The organism is Corynebacterium poyangense (assembly GCF_014522205.1).
In the GTDB taxonomy this organism is placed as follows: domain Bacteria; phylum Actinomycetota; class Actinomycetes; order Mycobacteriales; family Mycobacteriaceae; genus Corynebacterium; species Corynebacterium poyangense.
On sequence record NZ_CP046884.1, the window covers coordinates 999,477 to 1,022,503 of the forward strand.

A 23,027-nucleotide genomic window follows, 5' to 3' on the forward strand; every position below is an offset into this window, starting at 1 on the left:
ACCCTTTGTGCGTCGGAACTTAGACAATCATCAAGATGGCGACGATGATCCAGAGCAAACTGAAAATACCGCCAAACATAGATAGTTGCTTTTTAGCCGAGTCCCAATTGGCGATTCTTGCTTCGCCTTCGGCTTCCGCTTCTTGTTGTTCCCCGTCCTCGAGGAGGTTTAAGGCACCTAGCATGCGCTTTTGACGTGGAATGATGAAAATTATCAGCAGCGCCCAGGCAATCACAGAGAGCAGGATCGATACGTGGAACCGACCTTGGGACCAATAGACTCCAGATTTCGTAAACATGAGTGCGAAACCAATGGCTGGAACAAGAACCGAAATGACGCCGTAGGTTTTGGTAATTGCGTGGAGTAACTGAGCAGTTCCCCGAGCTGATTCCTTGCCTTTACTGGCTTGATAAGCCTGCACATGGAAGGAGGACACAGCAACGGTCACCGGCCCAAGGAGCAGTATTGCTCCAATGACATGCAGTGCTAAAAGCAGGGTGTGCATGAAGAAATGGTCCCTTTCAAAAAATAGGAGATGGGTAGTCTGTTTCTTGATTTTAGGAGTAATGAAGAAAATCAGAAACTATGCATTGCCTTTTCATGGTGTTGGCGTCGTCATTGCTTAGGGATAATCCCCAGGTAAATGCTATAAAAGCAACTCGGCGAGAATAATCGCATCGAATTGTCTTATCTGGCGGTAACCAGTGCGCGGGAAGAAGATCAGACTTTTCTCGATTCCAAGCGGCAAAAGTAGGAACCAAATTGACAGGGTCATTAGCAAAGTCAATTCTTTTTTCCTTGCTCCAATCTGCTGCCCCCAGGTCCCACGCTGCAGCAAGAGGGAAAATATGGTCAATCTCGATCTGACGAACATTCACCGTATCTTCCTCCCCATGACCGATCCTTAATATCTCACCGGAATAGGGATCAAGAATTTCCCCTTCAGTCACTGTGCAATCCTGGTCGGGGACAGAAGAAGAGACCTCCCGCTGGGCGTCGAGCAGAATCAATTGTCGGGTACTACATGCCGCTCCGTTACCGGGAAGAAGGTGATGGCTCCACCCTTCGCCGAAGGCGCTGCGCTGGTAGCCAGGATTTGTGGGGCGTTCAGGAAGGATAGTGATAAGCGGAAGAGTTTCAGTGAGTGGAGGACTAGCTAAGAGATTATGAGATGGAGCTTGGAGAAAAGGAAGAGTAGTTATCCCACTGAGGATGACTGTTGAGCTGAGTAGTACGTAAAAAAAGAAGCGGCGCATATCTTCGTAGACTGCGCCGAAGGGGAGATAGGTTCCCGGTTGACTCTATATCTGCGAGGACTGCTGAGTGGCTAGAGCTTCTGCTTGGCGAAACTCCGAGGTTACTTCCTGATTTTCTCGATAAGTCATGAGGGAAACAACCACTAAAACGATGCTTGCTGCAATAAAACCGGGAACCATTTCATAGATGACATCGGATAGGCCGGTCATTCCCCACACCAATACCACGACAGTTCCGGTGATCATGCTAGAGATTGCTCCAGCGGTGCTTAAACGACGCCAATACAAACTAGCCAGCATGAGCGGGCCAAAAGCGCATCCAAAACCAGCCCAGGCAAAACTTACTAGTCCAAGGATTGAGTCTTGTGGATGAACCGCCATTAATCCGGCGATGACAGCTACTAGTACCACGGCGGTGCGAGAAAGATTAATCATCACATGCTCTGCGGGTAGTTTCTTTTGGAAAATCCGGAATAGATCTTCGATCAGAGAAGAAGAAACAACAAGAAGTTGAGATGACATCGTTGACATGATGGCTGCTAGAACCGCGGTGAGCACTAAACCAGCGATGAGGGGATGAAATAGAAGCCGCCCCATATCTAGGAAAATAGTTTCATATGCTTTTTGGTCAGTGATGGTGTAGTTGGGGTGTTGGGAGAAAAACACCGTCGCGGTTAGCGCCACGAAAACCGCGCCGAACATGGAAAGCCCCATCCAGCCAATTCCGTAGCGGCGGCCTGCTTTTGCCTCTTGGGGAGTTCTTAACGCCATGTAACGCACAACGACGTGGGGCTGTCCTAAATAACCGAGTCCCCAGGAAAGGTTACCGATGATGGTGAGGGCAGAAACTCCGGCAATCATATTGAAGTAGGAGGGATTTCCGGTTCCATCGGTGTAGGGGCCGTAATCGTGGTGGGTAGCCCAGGAAAAAATATCGCTTGGATGGTCGAGGGCGAAAAGTGCCATGACCGGGACGATGATGAGTGAGGCGAACATGATTAGACCTTGAACCATGTCGGTATAGGAGACTGCGAGGAATCCACCGACGAAGGTATAACCGACGGTGACGGCAGCGACTATAAGCATTCCGGTGAGGTAGTCTCCGCCGAACGTCGCCTCAAAGTAGCGTCCGCCAGACACCATTCCGGAAGATACGTAGAACGTGAAGAAAAGAATGATGATGAAAGCGGCGCAGATTCTTAGCGAGCGAGAGGAATCTTTAAGGCGGTTTTCGAAGAAGCTTGGGAGAGTAATGGAGTTGCTAGATACTTCAGAATAGGCACGGAGGCGAGGTGCCACCCATTTCCATGCGCACCAAGAACCGATAAGAAGTCCGATGGCGATCCACAATTCAGAGAGCCCAGAAACGAAAAGTGCACCGGGTAGTCCCATGAGGAGCCACCCAGACATATCTGAGGCGCCAGCGGATAGGGCCGCCGCAAAGGGGGGAAGACCGCGTCCGCCAAGGACATAATCATCATATTTATCTGTTTGCCGGTAACTCCAATAACCAATGGCCAGCATTAAAGCCATATACAAGACAATGGCTATGACAAACCAATTCTGTTGGGTCATATTTTCTCCCTTCCACAGGCTGCCCGTGGTCGCACGATAAAGAAAACAAGCAGCTCGTTATATTCGAGTGAGCGTAGCATTATAAATTTGGGAGATAAACGCATGGGTAGGGTTGGAATAGGTGAAAGAAACATCAGATCGGCGTCCTGGTAGAACTGATCCTATGGCCGATTACCTCCTGCATGGGTTATGGATCCGCGGGTCCGGACTTCATGTGTGGATCGAAAAGAAGCAAGGACACAAAATTGTTCTGCCTTCTGCCGTGCCTCAGAGAGTTTTTCCACCCGTAGTCACCGGGATTTTAGAGGACCGACGTTTTCGTCATCGCCTTCGCGCCACATTGAAAACCCCGAAGGGTAAAAATGTGGAGTTGATTATTCCCACCGCAGCCTATGGGGGGCCGGCGGCAGTGGAGCTCTTGAGCCAATTGAGTTTTCTTGATGATGCTTCTCCAGCAGCCACGCTTCCTCAACAAGAAAGCATTGCCCCAGACATGCGCTGGCTCATCAGGTTTTATCGGGGCTTAGAAAAGTTCGTTCGAGCTGGTCGTGTTGTTTTTGGCTTGCGGTACGAAGATCGGCAATGGTGGCCGCAGTGGCAATTATCCTCTGGTCTTGACGAACGAGGGTGGATAGCGGCGATGACTTCCTGTGCGCCTGGAATCCTTAAGGCTAATAACTCCTTATTATCCGACGACCTTGTCTCTACCCTTCCGCACTGGATTGCTGCAGATATTCTTGACAACGTTCTCAATACTCCAGGGGTTAAAGCTGACTATAAATGGCATGATTTTCCCCGTGCGTTGGTCAAATCGGAACCATTAAGACGCGGAGGGGCCCAAGTCCTCAATGCTATTAATGAATGGCGAACTTCCATCACCTTAGTGGATTTGCAATTAATGGTGATAGTGGAAGAACCTGAAACAGAAGGTTTTAGCGAAGAGCAATCTCAACCGTGGGTTATTCGCGTCAAGGTTCGATCCGGAACCGATGCACCTCGGGCGGTGAATTTTGAGAAGTTAGATCGAGCCACTAAAGAGCGACTCCAAAGTTTACACCGAACCCTTGTCCAAGTTTCCCCTCGACTTGATCCTGAACACAACGGTTTTTATGATCCGATGAACCCTGAACATGGTGATTGGGACGTCGCATTATCATCCGAGGATTTAGTGCATTTTATTCTTCATGATGCTGAAGCTCTCCAAGCAAATGGTTTCCAGGTGTTGCTCCCAAAGTCCTGGTCAACAGCCAAGGCTCATGCTACGTTACGAACCAAAGAACCCTCAGGGGACTTTGTCAAAAAGAATCAGGGTTTAGGGCTCAAAGAGCTAGTGCAGTATGACTGGCGGATCTCATTAGGCGGCACTGTGCTAAGCGATGAGGAAATGAAAACGTTGGTCGATTCTAAATCAGGATTGATCAATTTACGTGGCAAATGGGTTTTGGCCGACAGAAACTCTTTAACGAAGGTTTCTGAGTATGTTCAGGAGCTTGATCAGGCAGCAAAAAAGAGATTAGTTGCGGAGATAGAAAAACTCCGTATGGAATTACAGCTTGTTCCAGATCATAACGTCGATGAGCGAGAACGAATAGCTAGTGACATTGAGGTTCTTCAACAACAACTTGAGGACGGAGAGGCGGACACAGTTAGTGTTGAAGAATTACGAAAACTAGCGTTGGAAGCTAGTAGTTCAGAGCCGGTGGAATTTACCGGATCTCAATGGCACAGTTCTTTGTTGGGCGGCACTGAGCAGGTTGCTCCAGAAAGAATGGAGTTACCAGTCACGATTCATGCTGAATTGCGTGAATACCAGCGTCGAGGGGTGGACTGGCTATATTGGATGTCCCGTAATCAGGTTGGGGCAATTTTGGCCGATGATATGGGATTGGGGAAAACCCTTCAATTCCTCAGCCTATTGGCGGTAGAGCAGAAGACAGAGGAGAAAACCGGCCCGAGTCTGGTGGTTGCTCCCACCTCGGTGGTGGGAAATTGGGGCCGGGAAGCAGCACGATTTGTCCCTTCATTGCAGGTTTATGTTCACCATGGTTCCAACCGGCTCCATGATCAGGAGCTCCTTGCGAAAATTGAGCAGTCAGATCTAGTTATTAGCAGTTACGGCGTGGTAAGTCGGGATTTTGCTCCATTGAGTGAAATCACCTGGGATCATGTTGTGCTAGATGAAGCACAACAAGTTAAAAACCCACGAACCTTAGCTGCGAAAGCTGTCCGCGCAATACCGGCTCGGCATCGTATCGCACTAACCGGAACCCCGGTAGAAAACAGGCTCGCTGAAATGAGGTCCATTCTAGATTTCTGTAACCCAGGTGTATTAGGGTCGGCATCATTTTTTCACCATTACTTCGCGAAACCGATTGAGCGGGATAATGACCCAGCCTTAACTGAAAAACTCAGAAATCTTACGGCACCGTTTATTTTGCGGAGGCTAAAGACAGATCCAGGGATAGTTGATGATCTTCCAGACAAACAGGAACAAATTGTTACTGTAGCGCTTAGTGAAGAGCAAGCCTCTCTTTATACTGCGTTAGTTGATAATGTTCAGAAGTTATTAGAATCCACGAGGGCTGAAGATAAGATGGCTCGGCGTGGCATTGTGCTAGCTACCATTACGAAGATTAAGCAGATCTGCAACCATCCTGCACATTTTTTGGGGGACGGTTCTCCTGTTCTCTACCGTGGAAAACACCGATCTGGGAAAGTCGAAGAATTAATTCGTTTAGTAGATAGTAGTGTGGCTGCTGGTGAAAAGCTATTAATCTTTACCCAATATCGGGCTTTTGGAGATATTTTGCAGCCTTATTTATCTCGACATTTAGGAGAGAATATTCCTTTTCTCCACGGCGGTGTAAGCAAAGCCCAACGTGATGCGATGGTGGATAACTTTCAGTCGAGGAATGGCCCCTCGGCGATGCTGCTCTCTTTGAAAGCAGGGGGCACTGGGTTGAACTTGACCGCGGCTTCCGTCGTCATTCATATGGACCGCTGGTGGAACCCAGCGGTAGAAAACCAGGCTACTGATCGGGCATACCGTATTGGCCAAGATAAGAATGTCAGTGTTTATAAAATGCTTACAGCTGGGACCATGGAGGAATCAATCCAACGGGTTCTCGAGGGTAAGTTGCATCTAGCTACGGCCGTGGTCAATGAAGGTGAAGGATGGATAACTGAGCTTTCGCCGGAAGATTTTGCCGAATTGATGAGTTACCGAGATCGGGATGGTGGAAAATGAGCAACCACCGAAAGAGGAATTATCCTCACGTCGATAATGTTATCTATGCCAACTTTGGGAAAAAGAGAAATCAGGAACCCCCGTCAGAGAATCGACGTGATTTTCAACCCCCCGATAATCCTCGACAACCTCCGGGTTTAGGAGTCAGCCAGTTCCTAAGATCAGCCGTCGTTTCTCACACCGATAGCGGGAGGGTCTATCGAGGAAGGGATTACGCGTTTCACGGACATGTCGTCAACTTAGAGATTTCGCATGGTCGAGTCGACGCCCAGGTCGTTGGTTCACAGCCTCAACCTTTTTCTACTACCATGCTGGTTCCTTATCGCACTAGCGAGGAATTACGGCAGGTTGCGCACAAAATAGCTGCGGACTGCCAAGGCTTGCGTGATCTCAACAAAATTGTGTTAGGCCCAGAGATGCGCAGCATTCTTCTTGCTGAGCAGCCAGACGACCTCCGTTTTATCTGTGATTGTCCGGATCCGCAGCCTGTCTGCAAACATGTGGTGGCACTGGTAGAAGTTCTGATTCGAAGGTTGGAAGCCGACCCGTCGGAAATACTGCGGCTGCGTGGCATGGACCGGGCCTTCTTGCACATGATGGTGAGCGAAGAATCAGAACATAGGTCAACAGAAGCGAGCGCAGACAGCGGGGAGCGGTTTTGGGGGAACGGGGAAATGCCGGATTTGCCGGAACCAAAAACTCGCCCCGCAATCCATGATTCTGATATGGATTTACTGCATCGGGCTATGCGCATGGTGTCATATACCACGATTGATCAGTTAAGAGCAGTCAGCGACATCGAAGATCTTTATCATTACCTTACTGAAAAGCCTGATTTACCTGCAGATTAGTCTCTGTGTTCGGGAAGAACCACAGTCATGTCCAAGAGGCCTGATAAGAATAGGGGCATGATGACAAAAAATAACTCGGGTGTCACCTTTCTGCATACCTCCGATCTTCAGATAGGGATGGTCAGTAAGCAATTAGGGGACAGCGGCCAAACCAGGTTTAGTGACGACCGCATCGGTGTCATTTCTCAACTTGGCGATATAGCTCATCAGTATTCTTGCGAATTTATTCTCGTAGCAGGGGATGCATTTGAGCATCCTTCTTTATCGCCAGACACTGCCCATGCAGCTCTAGCTGCTCTCAATCAACTACCGGTCCCAGTGTTTTTATTAGCGGGAAACCATGATCCATTAATCGCTGGAAGTCTGATGGACCAGGCAGATAAGTTAGATAATATCCGGGTATTTCGTGATTCAAAACCGATTGAATTCTCTGACGGGGTGGAACTCGTAGGGGCACCCTTACTTAGCAAATACGTGGATGTAGATGTGGCCTCAGAAGCATTGGAAAATCTCACTCCCACACATAAGGTAAGGATCTTGATAGCGCACGGTCAGGTCAGCCAGCGTTCTTACGACACCCCAAGTGCAGTAATTGATTTATCCCGGCTCCAAGAATGCCTGGACCAGGGAATTATTGACTATGTTGCCTTAGGAGATACCCACTCAACGATGTCCTTAGAGCCCAAGGAAAGGATATGGTTTTCTGGAACCCCGGAAACTACAGATTTTTGTGATAAATCCACGGGCGTTGAAAGAAATGAAGTGAACTCCGGACATGCGCTAGTAGTTACAGTAGAGAAGCAACACCCCGATGATGCTACGGTTTCGGTTCACCAGGTAGATACCGGACGGTGGGTGTGGGAGGCCTTGCATTGGGAATTAGACAATCGGGAAAACATAGATTCCTTTCTGCATCAACTAGACAGTTATCCAGATAAGCAAAGAACAGTCATCAAATACAGTCTCTCAGGAACACTGAATGCGACGGATACTGCCTATCTCCAGCAAGAATTGCAGAAACGAGAAGAAATCTTTGTCTGCCTACGCCAGCGACAGCGATTAATGGAACTCTATCTCGAACCCAATGAGGATGAATTAGCTGATTTGGGGGTCACCGGGTTCAACGCCGCAGCTCTCAACGAGCTACAAAGTCTCAGCCAAGGAGAAGATCACCGCGCTCATACCGCACGAGAAGCCATCAACTTATTTTTCCGTCTAGCGCAACGGGTGGGGAGTGCATCCAAATGATTATTCATCGTCTTGAGATTGAAAACGTTAAAGGAGTTCGTCATGTGGAACTCAATGATCTTCCTTCCCGAGGGGTGATTATCCTCAGCGGAGATAACGAAGCAGGAAAATCGACGGTTCTTGATTGCCTCCGGGCAGTTTTGGAATTTAAGTCAACCAGTAAGGCCGAAGATATTCGAGCTCTTCAGCCAGTTGGCGAAGACGTGGGTTCTCAGGTGGAATTGGATGCTTCTTTTGGCACCTTGAGGATGCAGCTGAAGAAGCGCTGGCTGAAAAGCGCGGGAACTGAATTAACGCTCAGTGGTTATGAAGTTGGTAATTATAGCGGCAGGCAGGCTGAACAAAAGCTCGAATCTATCCTTAATGAGCATCTGGATCCTCAATTACGCGATGCCCTTTTTGTTCCACAAGGAGAATTAGAACACCACATTCACGCTCGCGGTATTCATCATCTAGAAGCTGCGTTACGTGGTGACTCGGATGAGTATAGTGCTCATGATGTTGCCTATAATTCCGAGTTTACTAAGGCTGTAGCCCAGGAATATGAGCGATATTTTTCGCTCAAAACAGGGAAAGAGAAACCCATCATCAGCCAGGCTCGTGAGAGGGTGGAACAAGCCCGGAAAATGTATCAATCCTGTGTTGAGAAAGTTGAGAGTTATGCGGATAGAGTGGAGCAATTCGAAAAGAAGAAGAATTTCCTGGCTGAAGAGCGTCGTCGAGTTCCTGAGTTAGCTGAACAACGAGAGCGTCTAAAGACTCAGTGTGAGGTGGCGGAGAAACAGGGAAAGCTGTGTGAAGAGGCGCGGAAGAACGAAAAATCCGCAGCTGAGCGGATGGGTGTTCTTGAGCTAGAGATCAAGAGACGGCAGGAAAAGAAAAACCGGATTGACGTTAAAGAAGGAGAGATCGAAGATCTAAAAAGTAAATTAGAGAAAGACGACGGCCGTTTTTCTGAGCTCAAGAAAAATCGCGAAAAACAAGAAAATGAGAAGACTGTTGTTGGGGAACGCCTGCAGAAATTAAAGACCAAATTAGGGCGTGCGGAGGCGGTAGAGGAATACCTTCACGAGAAGGAAGAATTAGACCGAGTACAAAACCGGCTGAGTGAGATTGCAGATATTCGAGATCGCATAGTTTCTCTTCGAGAAAGCATGCCACATCCCGAAGTGTCATGGGACCACGAGAAAGCAGTGAGTGAGGCTAGTACGGAGCTAGCAATTCAACGAAGAATATATGAAGAAAGCAGGGCGCATTTAGTTTTAGAAACTGAGAAGACCACTGTTATTCAGGTTGATGATCAACCTGTTGAAGTGAAAGATCGCTATAACGTGGAACTGCGTCAGGGAACGGTACTAAAAATCGGAGATATTACCGCCACCTATCAGGCGTCGAATAATGACGGTGATGATCTTCGTAGTCGCGTCGTGGAAGCGGAAGAAAAACTCAAGGCGCTGCTGGAGAAGGTTCGTTGTGCTGATGCAGCCGAAGTACGAGACAAAGCCCAGAAGTGTGAACATCAGTGCCATGAAATTGAGGCGCTAGAGCATAAACTCGCCACGATTCTAGGTGAGGAAACCATTGCTGAGGTAGAAGATAAATATCAGCTTCTTCGAAAGAAGAGTCTGGTATGGGATGAGGAGGTAAAAGATAGCGCCTGGACGCTGATGGAAACCCAGGAAAAGATCAAAGAACTTAAAGAGTCGCTACGTCATTGCGAAATTGATTATGACCAGATTAGTCAATTTTTAGAATCAGATGAATACGAAGACGCCAAAATCGAGAAGATTCGGTTAGAAACTACATTGGTGGCGCGAAAATCTGAGTTGCAAGAATTAATCGATGATCTACGTCATGAAGAAGAAAAGCAACCTTCAGAATTATTGGCGGAAGAACTCGGTAAAGCCAGGGATGATTATCAGCAATATGGTGCGGAACGAAGAAAACAGGAAGAAAGTTATCAGATTCTGAACGCTGATCTTCTTCGAGATGACTATTGCAATGCCGAGGCTGCGTATGAGTCAGCTCAGGCTAATATCATTGAGGCCGAAAAAGCCTTAGAAGGTTTGAAAACCTTTATTGAAGCGAGGCAAGGCGTAGAACAAGAACGAGATCACATAAAAGCCGAATATGAGCGGTTTGAAGGTGCCCTTGAAGAATTGCAACGTCGTGCCGAAGTGGCGTCGTTATTGCACTCTACTATTGAGAAACACCGTCAAGAATTTCATGAGCGACACAGTGAGCCATTTCGGCAAACACTGGGACGCATGGCTCAACGGATATTTGGGCCAAAAGTATCTTTTGACTTCGATGAACAACTCAACATAGCCAGTCGGACGTTGAATGGAAAAACAGTTGCGCAAAAATGGCTATCGGGTGGTGCTAAAGAACAAATGGCGCTTATCCATCGGCTGACAATTGCAGAGCTGATTCAGCATAGTGGGGAAGAACTGCCACCGATATTTTTGGATGATGTGTTGGGGCATAGTGATCCCACTCGGCTCGGACGGATCTCTCACATTATTCGCGACGCAGCAAAGAACAGTCAGGTTTTCGTCTTGACCTGCTACCCGCGCCGCTATGAAACAATCCGAGACAAGACAGTCATAGATATGGATTCACTGAAGGAGTAGATCTAGCCCAGAGTGAGAGTATGCGAGCATGTCTTTCTCAAAATGGTGAAGGACATGGCTCTGGTTCTTCCGCGTGTTAGGTGCTTCCCGATCTGTGAAAAATATACGCGGTTAGATGTAACGTTTGGCCACTGTTTTACGATGTCGAAAAATCGATAAGGCGGTGAGATGCCGGTGCAGGTCCAAGCTGTATCTTAAAAGACCAGTTCAAACCGTGTAAAAAATTTTCCGGTGGAGAGATTGTTGTGTTAGGTTGGTTCTCGTTATGCTGGACGCTATGACTGAACCCCGGTGGCTCAATGATGAAGAACAACAACTGTGGCGGCTCTTGCTCAGTGCTGTTCGGAAAATGACTCGATGCATGGATGTGACCTTGCAGGAGGAAAGTGGAATTTCAGCCTCAGAGTTTGCCGTCTTGGTGAACTTATCCGAAAGCGGGCCCGAGGGCATGCGTCTGCGAGATTTATGCCGTGGATTAGATTGGGACCGCAGCCGTACGTCGCATCAAATTACCCGAATGGAACGCCGCGGTCTGGTGGACAAGACTCGATGTGAGGGGGATGCTCGAGGAGTTTTGGTGACCATCACGGGGGATGGGATACGGCGCCTTGAGCAAGCTGCCCCTGAGCATGTGGAATCAGTTCGTCGATTGCTATTTGATAATTTATCCAAAGAACAAAGCACAGTTATTCATCAAGTTTTAGTGGATGTCCTCGCAGTGAAGAATGTTCCAGGGGCAGAGGAATCTGAGATAGAAGATTAAGGTAGCTCAAGGAAAAAACGGGGAGGGGAACCCGCCCGATAAATCAGGGTGAAACCCTGATGCTTGGGCTGCTTAACTTGGCGATAATGACAATATATCGATGCTAGATATACGCAAGTAAGGTGATGTTCCATGAGTTCTCAAGTGCAGAGGAAATTGCGACGTTCCTCCGTTCATCGGATCCTCGGCGGGGTCTGCGGCGGGTTGGGGCAAAGATTTGGTATCCCAATTGGATTGGTACGGCTCCTTTTTGTGTTGAGCATAATTTTGCCTGGTCCGCAATTCTTATACTATGTGATCGCCTGGGTCATTATTCCCCTGGATACGGCTGAATAGTTGATATCGTCACATAATTGATTGCCAAGGAACGCGGAGCCCAATTAACAACCTAATACGTGTGGGTGAAACTGCACAGGCTTATCAGATCTCAGACACGCCAAGGGCCTAGCCGGGATGTTCCGACTAGGCCTTTCAATGGTGTCCCCGACACGATTCGAACGTGCGACCTTTGGTACCGGAAACCAATGCTCTATCCACTGAGCTACGGAGACAAACCTTGTTGCCGTCAGGTCTTGACGACAACACGACTATGTTAGCACTCGAGCCGCCATGAATAAAAACGGGTTGTTTTCCCAGTTAGATGGCCTAATTAACGATGACTACTATCAAATCACGGGGGCCGTGAACTCCCTCTACCCGCTCCAACTCAATATCTGACGTTGCAGAGGGTCCAGAGATCATCGTCGTTGGTAGGCGTCGGTCTAATTTCTCAATCATCTGAGGAACCAGATGGACCACGCTATCCATGCGCACGAGGCAAATATGTCGATCAGGGACCAGGGTGAGTGCGCGTCGACCATTCGTGGGATTTGACTGCAAGCAAATAGTCCCGGTTTCCGCGCAGCTCACATGGGAATCTGTGACTACAGCATCAACCTTGTCTAAGTCACGGGGATCGCTGGATCGATCATCTGCCTCAGCGGTTCCACTAAAACCAGAGAACAATGACGGATCGAGCCCCTCGGCATAGCGGACAGTAGTGGAGTTCGTTTCTTCGAGGAGCGAGACCAACGTTTCCGCGAGTTCTGACTGATCGCAGGTTCGTACCGTGGCTTTGTAGTCCACGAGCCGATCAATGAGCAGCTCTTTGAGATCTTCGTGAGAGATATCGGAACTTCGCTGATAATTCCGAGTTACCTCATAACCGGAAGTATCAATTTTGGCCAGTTCCTGCGCAGTGCGAATTCGCGCCAAAATTTCCTTCTTCGCGGCGCTGGTATCAATAGCCATTAGGATTCTTCCTCCTCATCGCTAGGATGCAGTGGTCCGGCGGGCTCGGCAGCCGGCTGCTGAGGAACTCCTTGTTTTCGAGCTTCAGCAAGTAATCTATGCGCTTCGTCGCTTTCCCACCATTGCCGGAACGTTTGTTTAGGTGGCGTGACAACATCGCGGACATTAGTCCACCCAGCCAAGAAAGACGGCATATGTCGGATAGTGTGGTCGCGCCCGCCAAGAATTCGTCCCATAAACATCACGCGCATGAGTTTGTTCCACATGGCGGGCTTCCCCATAGCTAAGGCGGCTAAATTCATCAGAGATTTTTCGCCTTTGAGAGCGTGCTGGGTTACCTTCTGGTGTCTCATTTCCAGCAGAATGTCGGTGATCGGAATCTTCACGGGGCACACTTCATCACAGCGGCCGCACAGCGAGGAGGCGAAAGGTAGCGATGCGCTAGGATCCTTGGCTGAATCAATTCCGGTTAGCTGCGGGGTCAAAATGGCTCCAATGGGGCCGGGATAGGTGGATCCATACGCGTGCCCACCAGCTCGTTCATAGACTGGACAGACGTTCAAACAAGCAGAACAGCGGATGCACTTTAATGCTTCGCGGCCAATTTCATCTGCTAGAACAGCCGTTCTACCGTTGTCGAGGAGCACCACATGGAAGTTCTGGGGGCCGTCGCCCTCGGTAATACCGCTCCATAAGGAGGTGTACGGGTTCATCCTCTCGCCGGTGGAAGAGCGCGGCAGGAGCTGAAGAAATACCTCAAGGTCAGAGAACTTCGGCAGGAGCTTCTCAATGCCCATCACCGAAATCAATGTTTCCGGCAAGGTAAGGCACATCCGGCCGTTACCTTCGGACTCCACGATGGAAATAGTGCCAGTTTCTGCGACGCCGAAATTAGCTCCGGAGACCGCCACCTTGGCATCCATAAATTGTCGACGCAAAAACAGTCTGGAGGCTTCCGCTAATTCTGCCGGTTCGCTGGACAGTGTTTCATCGGTGTCCGGCATTTCGTTAATAAAAATATCTCTGATTTCAGCCCGGTTTCGGTGGATAGCCGGAACCAAGATATGAGAGGGGCGGTCATGGCCTAGTTGAACAATCAGCTCAGCCAGGTCGGTTTCTCGAGCGGAAATCCCGGCTTTCGCTAGCTCATCATTGAGAGCGATCTCCATGGTGGCCATGGATTTGATCTTGACGATATTCTTTTCGCCGGTTTCTTGAATCAGCTTAGTAACAATTTCGCAGGCTTCTCGAGAGTCCCGAGCCCAATGAACATGCCCACCATTTTTGGTGACTACTTCTTCAAATTGCTCTAAAAGCTCCGGCATCAGTGCTGCCACTTGCCGCTTAATGCCGCTTCCAGCTTCTCGAAGGTCTTGCCAGTCTTCACGCTCAGAAACCACGCGAGCGCGCTTGGCTCGAATAGAGGTAGTGGCCTTTTGAAGGTTTCTCCGCTGGGTGGCCTTGTTGAGTTCGGTGTGTGCTGCCTTGGTAAAGCCAACCTCGCCGCGAAGGTGAGCGGGTTCGTGCGGAGCCCGAGGTGGCATGGTCGGGTGGTTAAGATGGATGGTCACAGCATTGCCTCCCGGGTGTATGCGGCCTTCTCTGGGGTCCAAGGGTGCTCGACGGTGGATGCGAGAATTTCGGCAATGTGAATGGCCCGAATACCGGAGTGCTGGCGAGACATAGCGCCACCGATATTCATGAGGCAGGAAGAATCTCCAGCAGTGACATACTCTGCGCCGGTTTCTTTAATATGACGGATCTTATCCGCCACCATCGCTGCTGAGGTGTCTGCATTCTTCAAGGAGAACGTACCGCCGAAACCGCAGCATTCTTCGGAATTCGGCAAATCCACGAGCTCCAAGCCCTTAACTGCGCGGAGTAGATCATAGGGACGTTGCCCTACTTCGATGAATCGTAGGGAGTGGCAGGAAGAGTGATAGGTGACCCGGTGCGGGAAAAACGCTCCGACATCATGGGTTCCCATGATGTCGACGATGAACTCCGACAGGTCATAAGTCTTATGGACTGCTTTTTCGGCGCCGTCAACGAGGGCAGAATCCCCATATCGCTGAGCGATGCGGACATGTTGCTCGCGAACCGCGCCCACACAGGAACCGGAAGGAGCGACAACATAGTCGATAGAAGAATCTGCGAACGCGTCGGCATAGCTACGGATGATCGGCACCGCTTCTTTTTGGTAGCCGGTATTAATGTGCATCTGGCCGCAGCAGGTTTGTCCCATGGGGTAGACCACCTCGCATCCGAGGCGGGATAGCACTATCGCCGCGGCTTTGTGGGCATCGGGGAAAAGAGCGTCGCCTATGCAGGTGGAAAAGAGTGCTACTCGCACGTTCTGCTCCTGTCTTTTGGCTGGTAAGAGTTGATGGAGTACCCGCATCTCCAGTCGAAAAGTGAAATTAAACACAGATGCTAAAGCTGCGGGGTACGGTCTAGGGACATGATACGTCTTTTCTTGGGCAAGATATTGGGCTAAGTATGTCCTCACCTGCGAACTTTCAGCAACATTAGTGTTGCGAAAATTCCTAAAATTGCCGTTGGTTAGCTATTCGATCAAGGCTGATCCTCCTTCTTGATCGTGAAAGACATACCCCTGGAAGGGGGTAGTGTCAGGTCTCCAGGCTGCACTTATTTCCGTTGGCTTAGCAGTGAATCGACGGGAAGGTTCTGAGCGGGAAAGGTTAAGAGAGATATCTGTCTTTATTCCGTGTGATCTGAAAGGAGCGCGCTAGTGCTCTCGGATACCTTTACCGCCACCACAAACGCTGTGGGTGGCAGTGTTGCCTTATCGGCATTAGTAGGGATTGTGCCGCTGGCGGCTTTCTTCTTCCTACTCATGGGGGTGAAACTTAAAGCCCACTGGTCGGCAATCGGCGCTGCCGTGGTGGCGTTGATTCTGGCTGTCCTTGCTTATGCCATGCCCTTGAAGCTGGCTGCTTTATCACTATCTCAGGGAATCGCCTTCGGGTTATTCCCTATTGTTTTCATCATCTGGATGGCCGTATGGATCTATGATCTCACCGTAAAATCTGGCCGCTTTGAGGATCTCCGGACAATCTTTTCCCGCATCGGCCGTGGAGACATGCGAGTGCAGGCCATGCTCATCGCTTTTTGCTTCGGCGGTTTGCTTGAAGCTCTCGCCGGTTTCGGTGCGCCGGTCGCTATCATCGCGGCCATGCTCCTTGCCATCGGCATGAAGCCAATGAAAGCTGTGCTCACCACCTTGGTTGCTAACACAGCTCCAGTTGCCTTTGGGGCTATGGCTATCCCGGTCACCACGGCCGCAAACTTATCAGAGCTGCATCCAGAAACTTTAGCCTCTATGACTGGTCGGCAGGTTTCTCTTATCGCCATCGTGGTGCCTTTCGTGCTCTGCCTAATCATGGATGGGGTACGTGGGCTCAAACAAATTTGGCCAATGGCGTTGGTGGTAGGAATCTGCTTTGGCGGAGGCCAGTTCTTAGCATCGAATTTCTTCTCTTACGTCCTCACCGACGTCGTGGCTTGCTTGCTGTCTTTAGTGGTGGGTGTGGTTTTCCTACGAGTATGGGCGCCACATACGCCAGAAGATCAAGCCAGCCAGGTGGACACCTCTGGAGTACAGCTTTCACCCGAGAGAATAGTGTTGGCGTTATTCCCCTATGTATTAATCGTGGTTGTTTTCGCTTTCACAAGTTTGTGGCGAATCGGAGTTAATATCCCTGCTTCTCTTAAAGCTACCGATATTAAGGTGCCGTGGCCCGGCCTTCACGGACATCTCCTTAATGCAGCCGGAAAACCAGTAGGCAACACTATTTTTACCTTTAGTTGGTTATCAAATCCCGGCACAATTCTGTTTATCTGTGGGGTCATTACCCTCCTGGTCTATACCGCAAAGCATGATTCCGGGAAATTCCCCATGAGTATTCCTCATGGTTTTGCGGAATTATTCTCCGGACTGGTGCGGATGCGTTGGTCATACGTCACCATCGCCTCGGTCATGGGGTTGGCCTATGTCATGAACTTCTCCGGACAAACTGCGTCCATTGGCGCTCTTCTAGCTGCTACCGGCGGTTTCTTCCCCTTCATTTCCCCAGCTCTTGGTTGGCTCGGTACCGCGGTAACCGGATCGGCTACCTCCGCCAACGCACTTTTTGCTCAAATGCAGGCTTCAGCAGCTAATCAAATTGGTGCCTCGCAATACCTGATGGTGGGAGCCAACACCTCCGGCGCGGTTCTCGGAAAAATGCTCTCACCTCAAACCGCTGCGATTGCTGCGGCAGCTACCCAAATGGATAATGGCGAGGGCAAGATTTTAGGCCAGTCGTGGAAGTACAGCCTGGGACTTTTAGTCTTCCTTGGCATCGTGGTCTATTTGCAGTCAACCGGCGTTTTGGGCTGGATGGTCGTCGGCTAAGATAGCCCCTTATGACACCTGCCAATCTCGCTGATTTAATTAAGGGCATAGCCACCACGGTTTTGACTGATCGTGGTTTAGATGTTTCCGTGTTACCGGGCAAAATTACTGTTGAACGGCCCCGTAACCCAGAGCACGGGGACTATGCCACCAATGTGGCTTTGCAGTGTGCAAAAAAGGTAGGGCAAAACCCACGAGATTTAGCGCAGTGGATTGCTGATGCGCTAGCGGAGCATGAGGCGATCACCGAGGCCTCGGTTGCTGGGCCAGGTTTCTTGAATATCCGTTTGGCTGCAGCCGCCCAAGGGGTTGTAGCACGGAACATTTTGGCAGCTGGTGATAGGTATGGGCATTGTGATATTTATCAGGGTCAATCCTGGAACCTAGAATTTGTTTCCGCTAACCCCACTGGTCCTATTCACTTAGGTGGCACCCGGTGGGCGGCATTTGGAGATTCTTTAGGGCGCATCCTCACGGCTGCGGGTGCTCAGGTGACGCGGGAGTACTATTTCAATGACCATGGCACCCAAATTGATCGCTTCGTGGCCTCAGTTTTGGCGCGGGCTCGTTCCGAAGAGGTTCCAGAGGATGGCTATGGCGGAGACTATATCCAAGATATTGCAACAAAGGTTCTAGAATTACAGCCTGATCTCTTGGATTCCGAAAAGTATTCTGAAGACCAGATTAAAGAAAATGTTCGACGCATTGGCGTTGATTTGATGTTCTCCCATATCAAAGAAAGCCTCCATGAATTTGGAACTGATTTTGATGTGTTCTTCCATGAGAATTCCCTTTTTGAATCAGGTGCAGTTGATAAAGCCATTGCCACACTGAAAGAAAATGGGAATCTTTATAACCATGATGGTGCCTGGTGGCTGCGTTCTTCTAACTTTGGTGATGATAAAGATCGGGTGGTTATTAAAAGGGACGGCAATGCGGCCTATATTGCCGGCGATATTGCCTACTTGGTGGATAAGTTTGAGCGTGGTTTTGATCTCGCTATTTACATGCTCGGGGCTGATCACCACGGCTATATCGCAAGGCTGAAAGCGGCTGCTCAGGCTCTCGGCTATGATGCTGGCCGGGTAGAAGTGCTTATTGGGCAAATGGTTAATCTGGTTCGGGATGGGCAGGTGGTTCGGATGTCCAAGCGGGCGGGAACCGTCATCACTCTCGATGATTTAGTTGAGGCAATCGGCGTGGATGCTGCCCGCTATGCACTAGTTCGTTCCTCCGCCGACTCTTCTCTCGACATTGATCTAGGGTTGTGGGCTTCGCAGTCTAACGATAACCCCGTTTATTACGTCCAATATGGACATGCTCGGCTGTGTTCATTGGCTCGCAAAGCAGAAAGCGTTGGGATTTCTGCGGAGAATCCGGATTTCGGACTGTTGACCCATGAAAAAGAAGGCGACTTGATAAGGACCCTGGGTGAGTTTCCTTCGGTAGTGCAGACGGCAGCGACGTTGAGGGAGCCCCATCGGATTGCTCGATATGCGGAAGAACTCGCCGGAGTTTTCCACCGTTTTTATGACAGCTGTCAAATTTTGCCGAAGAGCGGAGAAGAGGAACAGCCAGTACACCACGCCCGTTTGGCTTTAGCTGCTGCTACTCGTCAAACCCTGTCTAACGCTTTAGGGTTATTGGGCGTTAACGCCCCGGAAAGGATGTAGATGTCCGCTCACTCCTCCGCAGCCGATGAATTTAACGCTCTTCCTCCGCATGTTTGGCCGCGTCATGCTCGACGTGAAGAAGATGGAGTTGTCACCATCGCGGGTGTTCCACTTCCGGATATTGCTGCTGAATTCGGTACACCAGTCTTAGTAGTAGACGAGGATGATTTTCGTTCGCGATGCCGAGATATGGTGCAGGCTTTCGGCGGCGATCAGAATGTTCATTATGCTGCTAAAGCCTTTATGACAACTCATCTAGTCACCTGGGTTGAAGAAGAAGGGTTGAATTTAGATGTAGCCTCCCACGGTGAGCTCGACGTAGCTCTCCGCGCTGACTTCCCGCCCGCGCGCATTACGGCACACGGAAACAATAAAAGCGATGATTTTCTTCGACGCTGCGTCAGCAGCGGTGTCGGTCATGTGGTGTTGGACTCCAACCAGGAGTTAGAGCGGCTGAACCGCATAGCCGGCGAGCTATCAGCAGTTCAAGATGTTCTCGTCAGAGTGAAACCGGGAATTGAAGCCCACACTCACGAGTTCATTGCTACGAGTCACGAAGATCAAAAATTCGGGTTTTCGCTTGCCTCCGGTTCGGCTTATGAAGCAGCGGTTCGCTGCGTCGAATCCGAAAATCTTAAACTGGTAGGCCTTCATTGCCATGTGGGTTCTCAGGTTTTCGACGCTGAGGGTTTTTCCTTGGCAGCCGAACGAGTCCTCACCTTGTATGAGCGGCTTATCCAAGAACTGGACCTCGATACCGAAGAATTCAATCTCCTGGATTTGGGCGGCGGATACGGTATCGCCTACACCAACGATGACCGGCCCTTAGATGTGCCCAAGGTAGCTCATGCTCTGCGCGCTAAGGTACAAGAACACGCCCAAGAATTAGGAATCGACCCGCCCATGATGGCTATTGAACCCGGTCGTGCTATCGCTGGCCCGTCCACAGTCACCATGTACACGGTGGGAACCGTAAAAGACGTGCATTATGAGGACCGAAAGACTCGTCGCTATATCTCAATAGACGGTGGTATTTCGGATAATATTCGCCCGGCTCTCTATGGGGCAGAATATGATGCCCGGCTCGTTAATCGATTTACTGACTCAGATGTCACCTTGTCTCGTTTAGTGGGTAGCCATTGTGAAGCAGGGGATATCTTGGTGCACAACGCGTACTATCCCAGTGATATTGAGCCTGGAGATCTTATTACTCTGGCAGCGACTGGTGCCTATTGCTGGTCTATGTCATCGCGCTATAATATGATGGGCCGTCCGGCCATCGTGGCGGTGCGCGGTGGGCAAGCCAGGTTGTTGGTGCGTCGGGAAACCGTCGATGACTTTTTAGCTCTCGAGGTTTAAGCGAAGCTATGTCGCTGTTTTTCCGCTTGACTTAGGGGGCCTCCACATCGCGATGCTGGACCACTTGGTCTAAAGTTGAGGCACACAAGTGTTGCACAAGATCCCTTCATACGTCAGGAGAACGATGTCCACGCAGAACTCGAATATCCCTTCCAGTGCTGGTAATTCTGGTAAAGCACCGGGGGAAGCTGTTGGTATCGCTATTCTCGGTCACGGGACTGTGGGTCGAGAAGTCCTCCGGCTCATGGAAGAACATCGCGATGCTTTAGAGCACCGCATTGGTGGACCTATTGAAGTTCGCGGAGTCGCGGTTTCGGATAAAGAAAAGCATCGAGGCTCGGTTCCAGAAGAGCTATTAACTGATGACGCTATGACCTTAATTCAGCGAGATGATATTGACCTCGTTGTTGAAGTCATTGGCGGGATAGATTACCCGCGGCGCCTGTTACTCACCGCTCTTCAAGCTGGCAAATCAGTCGTAACTGCAAATAAAGCCCTGGTAGCTGCCCATGCTGATGAACTTGCGGAAGCTGCTGACCGGGCCAATGTGGATCTCTATTTTGAGGCTGCGGTTGCTGCTGCTATCCCCGTGGTAGGTATGTTGCGACGCTCCTTAGCTGGGGATCAAATTGAATTAGTGTCTGGAATCGTCAACGGAACTACCAATTTCATTTTGGATGCCATGGACTCCACCGGAGCATCCTATGATGACATGCTTAAAGAAGCGATGGCTTTAGGCTATGCCGAAGCTGACCCCACGGCTGACGTCGAAGGGCATGATGCTGCGTCCAAGGCGGCGATTCTGGCCTCCTTGGCTTTCCATACTCGCGTCAACTATGACGATGTGTACTGTGAAGGCATTTCACACATCACCGCAGAAGATATCGCCGCTGCCAAAGCAGCTGGTCAAACCATCAAACTCTTAGCGATTTGTCAGCGTATTAGTGATGAGTCAGGGCAAGAGTATGTTTCTGCGCGAGTTCATCCCACCCTGATTAGCCGAGACCATCCTCTAGCGAGCGTAGATAAGTCTTATAATGCTGTGTTCGTTGAAGCGGAGGCAGCCGGGCGGTTGATGTTCTATGGTAACGGCGCCGGGGGAGACCCCACTGCGTCGGCAGTGCTCGGTGACATTGTGGGTGCCGCGCGCAATAAGGTTCATGGTGGGCGTGCCCCGGGAGAAAATACTTATGCTAATTTGCCGGTGGCTGATTTTGGTCAGGTGCCTACGCGCTACCACATTGACATGGAAGTGGTAGACAAAGTAGGTGTTTTGGCTGAACTGGCCACTTTCTTTGCGGAGCGGGGAATATCTTTGCGTACCGTGCGTCAAGAAGAACGCGGAGGTCATGCTCGGCTTATTGTGGTGACTCATACTGCCTTGGAAGCAGATTTAGCGCAATGCGTGGAACGGCTCAAGGAGTCCACATCGGTTAAGGCTGTGAAGAGCGTACTTCGGCTTTATAGCGAATAAATCCTCTGAGACCTTAAGGGAAATGGAGAGACGTGAGTACTGAGTTAGAGATAGGGCGACGTGTACGGGTCAAGGTGCCAGCTTCCTCGGCAAATTTGGGCCCCGGCTTTGACACCCTTGGTATAGCCCTGTCTCTCTACGACACCGTAGAAGTCGAGGTTATTGACCAGGGATTAGTGGTAGAGATTTATGGCGAAGGGGAAGATGTTTTACCCCGCGATGCTACTCATCTTGTCGTTAAAGCTATCTACTCCGGTTTGAAAGCTGCTGACGTCACTGCCCCTGGATTAAAAGTGACCTGTACGAATGCCATCCCGCAGTCTCGGGGATTGGGATCCTCAGCCTCTGCTGCTGTAGCCGGGATAGCTGCAGCCCAAGGACTAGCTGGTTTTCCCTTGACCCAACAGCAAGTGGTGCAACTATCCTCCGCCTTTGAGGGGCACCCCGATAATGCGGGTGCTTCTGCCTTGGGAAGCGGCGTAGTGTCGTGGACGGAAATCCCCGTCGATGGCCAATCTCAACCGGAATATCGAGCAGTCAGTATTCCCGTTCATCCAGATATTCACGCCACCGCTTTAGTTCCGGATTTTCATGCTTCAACCCAAGCGGTGCGTCGCGTATTGCCCAGTCATGTGACCCACATTGATGCGCGTTTTAACGTTTCTCGAACAGCCGTCATGACGGTAGCAATTCAACACCATCCAGAGTTGTTATGGGAGGGGACCAGGGATCGATTGCACCAACCCTATCGATCTGATGTGCTTCCGGTGACTGCCGAATGGGTCAATCGCCTGCGTAATCGCGGATACGCCGCCTATCTTTCCGGCGCTGGACCCACAATTATGGTGCTTTCAACCGAGCCGGTAGATCCAGAAATTCTTGAGGACGCCCAGGCTGCCGGGTTAAAAGTGTTAGAGCTTGATATAGCTGGTCCAGTCGGTATTGAAGTGCTCAATACCTAATATGTCATTAGCTCTCCGCAGCCGGTCGGGGTGTGGAGGCTACTGGTGTTATTTCCCATCAACTGTCAGATTGTTCTTTCCCACGATTCTTCAATGTGAGTTGCTGGGAATGATCATTAATACCCCGGGACAACCTTCTTAGAGATCCTCTCTTCCCGGCAGCGACCTCAACTCTTTAGAAAAGATACTTTATCTATCGGGGTTTTCCTTAGATCACCGCCGTCATATCAGCACGAATGTGATTGTGCTCCACCCCGGTACGACGTGGTACCAAGTTCC

17 protein-coding genes and 1 tRNA gene are annotated in these 23,027 nt (G+C 50.1%); 11 read left to right on the forward strand and 7 right to left on the reverse strand.

Annotated features, from left to right (window positions below; all coding sequences use genetic code 11):
* Positions 1-19 precede the first annotated feature (19 nt).
* From GP475_RS04730 to putP, 3 genes are read right to left on the reverse strand one after another with little or no spacing between them, the layout of a single operon-like run.
* Positions 20-505: a DUF2269 domain-containing protein gene (locus GP475_RS04730; protein ID WP_187975482.1), complete on the reverse strand. Its 486-nt coding sequence runs from the start codon at positions 503-505 to the stop codon at positions 20-22.
* 52 nt (positions 506-557) lie between these two features.
* The gene (locus tag GP475_RS04735; protein WP_187975483.1) at positions 558-1,256 is read right to left on the reverse strand and encodes an HNH endonuclease family protein; all 699 of its coding nucleotides are present in this window, start codon (positions 1,254-1,256) and stop codon (positions 558-560) included.
* 45 nt (positions 1,257-1,301) lie between these two features.
* Positions 1,302-2,831, reverse strand: coding sequence for a sodium/proline symporter PutP (gene putP / locus GP475_RS04740; protein ID WP_187975484.1), 1,530 nt, complete (start codon positions 2,829-2,831; stop codon positions 1,302-1,304).
* Positions 2,832-2,994: 163 nt separating this feature from the next.
* Between putP and GP475_RS04745 the strand changes: the two genes are divergently transcribed.
* The 6 genes from GP475_RS04745 (at position 2,995) to GP475_RS04770 (ending at position 11,909) form a co-directional block, all read left to right on the forward strand.
* Positions 2,995-6,078: a DEAD/DEAH box helicase gene (locus GP475_RS04745; RefSeq protein ID WP_187975485.1), complete on the forward strand. Its 3,084-nt coding sequence runs from the start codon at positions 2,995-2,997 to the stop codon at positions 6,076-6,078.
* Positions 6,075-6,929, forward strand: a complete 855-nt coding sequence (locus GP475_RS04750; RefSeq protein ID WP_187975486.1) for an SWIM zinc finger family protein — start codon at positions 6,075-6,077, stop codon at positions 6,927-6,929. The genes GP475_RS04745 and GP475_RS04750 overlap by 4 nt, the downstream gene beginning before the upstream one ends.
* 57 nt (positions 6,930-6,986) lie before the next feature.
* Positions 6,987-8,177 (forward strand): metallophosphoesterase family protein, encoded by a 1,191-nt coding sequence (locus GP475_RS04755; RefSeq protein ID WP_224399967.1) that lies wholly within the window; start codon positions 6,987-6,989, stop codon positions 8,175-8,177.
* Positions 8,174-10,810 (forward strand): AAA family ATPase, encoded by a 2,637-nt coding sequence (locus tag GP475_RS04760; protein WP_187975487.1) that lies wholly within the window; start codon positions 8,174-8,176, stop codon positions 10,808-10,810. Before GP475_RS04755 ends, GP475_RS04760 begins: the two co-directional genes overlap by 4 nt.
* 277 nt (positions 10,811-11,087) lie before the next feature.
* Complete coding sequence (locus GP475_RS04765; protein WP_187975488.1) at positions 11,088-11,573, forward strand: MarR family winged helix-turn-helix transcriptional regulator; 486 nt, start codon at positions 11,088-11,090, stop codon at positions 11,571-11,573.
* Between the two features lie 132 nt (positions 11,574-11,705).
* A complete protein-coding gene (locus GP475_RS04770) occupies positions 11,706-11,909 on the forward strand; it encodes a PspC domain-containing protein (RefSeq protein ID WP_187975489.1) in 204 nt (67 codons plus the stop codon).
* A 139-nt stretch (positions 11,910-12,048) separates the two neighbouring features.
* On the opposite strand, the gene GP475_RS04775 is transcribed toward GP475_RS04770, so the two are convergent.
* The 4 genes from GP475_RS04775 to GP475_RS04790 form a co-directional block, all read right to left on the reverse strand.
* Positions 12,049-12,124: transfer RNA gene (locus GP475_RS04775), tRNA-Arg, on the reverse strand.
* A 94-nt stretch (positions 12,125-12,218) separates the two neighbouring features.
* Positions 12,219-12,863 carry a LutC/YkgG family protein gene (locus tag GP475_RS04780; RefSeq protein WP_187975490.1) on the reverse strand — a complete coding sequence of 215 codons (645 nt, stop codon included), beginning with the start codon at positions 12,861-12,863 and terminating at the stop codon, positions 12,219-12,221.
* Complete coding sequence (locus GP475_RS04785; protein WP_187975491.1) at positions 12,863-14,434, reverse strand: LutB/LldF family L-lactate oxidation iron-sulfur protein; 1,572 nt, start codon at positions 14,432-14,434, stop codon at positions 12,863-12,865. The genes GP475_RS04780 and GP475_RS04785 overlap by 1 nt, the downstream gene beginning before the upstream one ends.
* On the reverse strand, positions 14,431-15,216 hold the full coding sequence (locus GP475_RS04790) for a (Fe-S)-binding protein (RefSeq protein ID WP_187975492.1): 786 nt from the start codon (positions 15,214-15,216) through the stop codon (positions 14,431-14,433). Before GP475_RS04790 ends, GP475_RS04785 begins: the two co-directional genes overlap by 4 nt.
* Before the next feature lie 399 nt (positions 15,217-15,615).
* Here GP475_RS04790 and GP475_RS04795 point away from each other — a divergent pair, with 399 nt between their 5' ends.
* From GP475_RS04795 to thrB, 5 genes are all read left to right on the forward strand, one after another.
* Positions 15,616-17,280: an L-lactate permease gene (locus tag GP475_RS04795; RefSeq protein ID WP_187975493.1), complete on the forward strand. Its 1,665-nt coding sequence runs from the start codon at positions 15,616-15,618 to the stop codon at positions 17,278-17,280.
* A gap of 11 nt (positions 17,281-17,291) precedes the next feature.
* Positions 17,292-18,953 carry an arginine--tRNA ligase gene (gene argS / locus GP475_RS04800; protein WP_187975494.1) on the forward strand — a complete coding sequence of 554 codons (1,662 nt, stop codon included), beginning with the start codon at positions 17,292-17,294 and terminating at the stop codon, positions 18,951-18,953.
* On the forward strand, positions 18,954-20,312 hold the full coding sequence (gene lysA, locus GP475_RS04805; RefSeq protein ID WP_187975495.1) for a diaminopimelate decarboxylase: 1,359 nt from the start codon (positions 18,954-18,956) through the stop codon (positions 20,310-20,312).
* A 124-nt stretch (positions 20,313-20,436) separates the two neighbouring features.
* Positions 20,437-21,786 carry a homoserine dehydrogenase gene (locus GP475_RS04810; RefSeq protein WP_187975496.1) on the forward strand — a complete coding sequence of 450 codons (1,350 nt, stop codon included), beginning with the start codon at positions 20,437-20,439 and terminating at the stop codon, positions 21,784-21,786.
* 32 nt (positions 21,787-21,818) lie between these two features.
* Positions 21,819-22,748, forward strand: a complete 930-nt coding sequence (gene thrB, locus GP475_RS04815; protein WP_187975497.1) for a homoserine kinase — start codon at positions 21,819-21,821, stop codon at positions 22,746-22,748.
* The last annotated feature ends 279 nt before the right edge of the window (positions 22,749-23,027 follow it).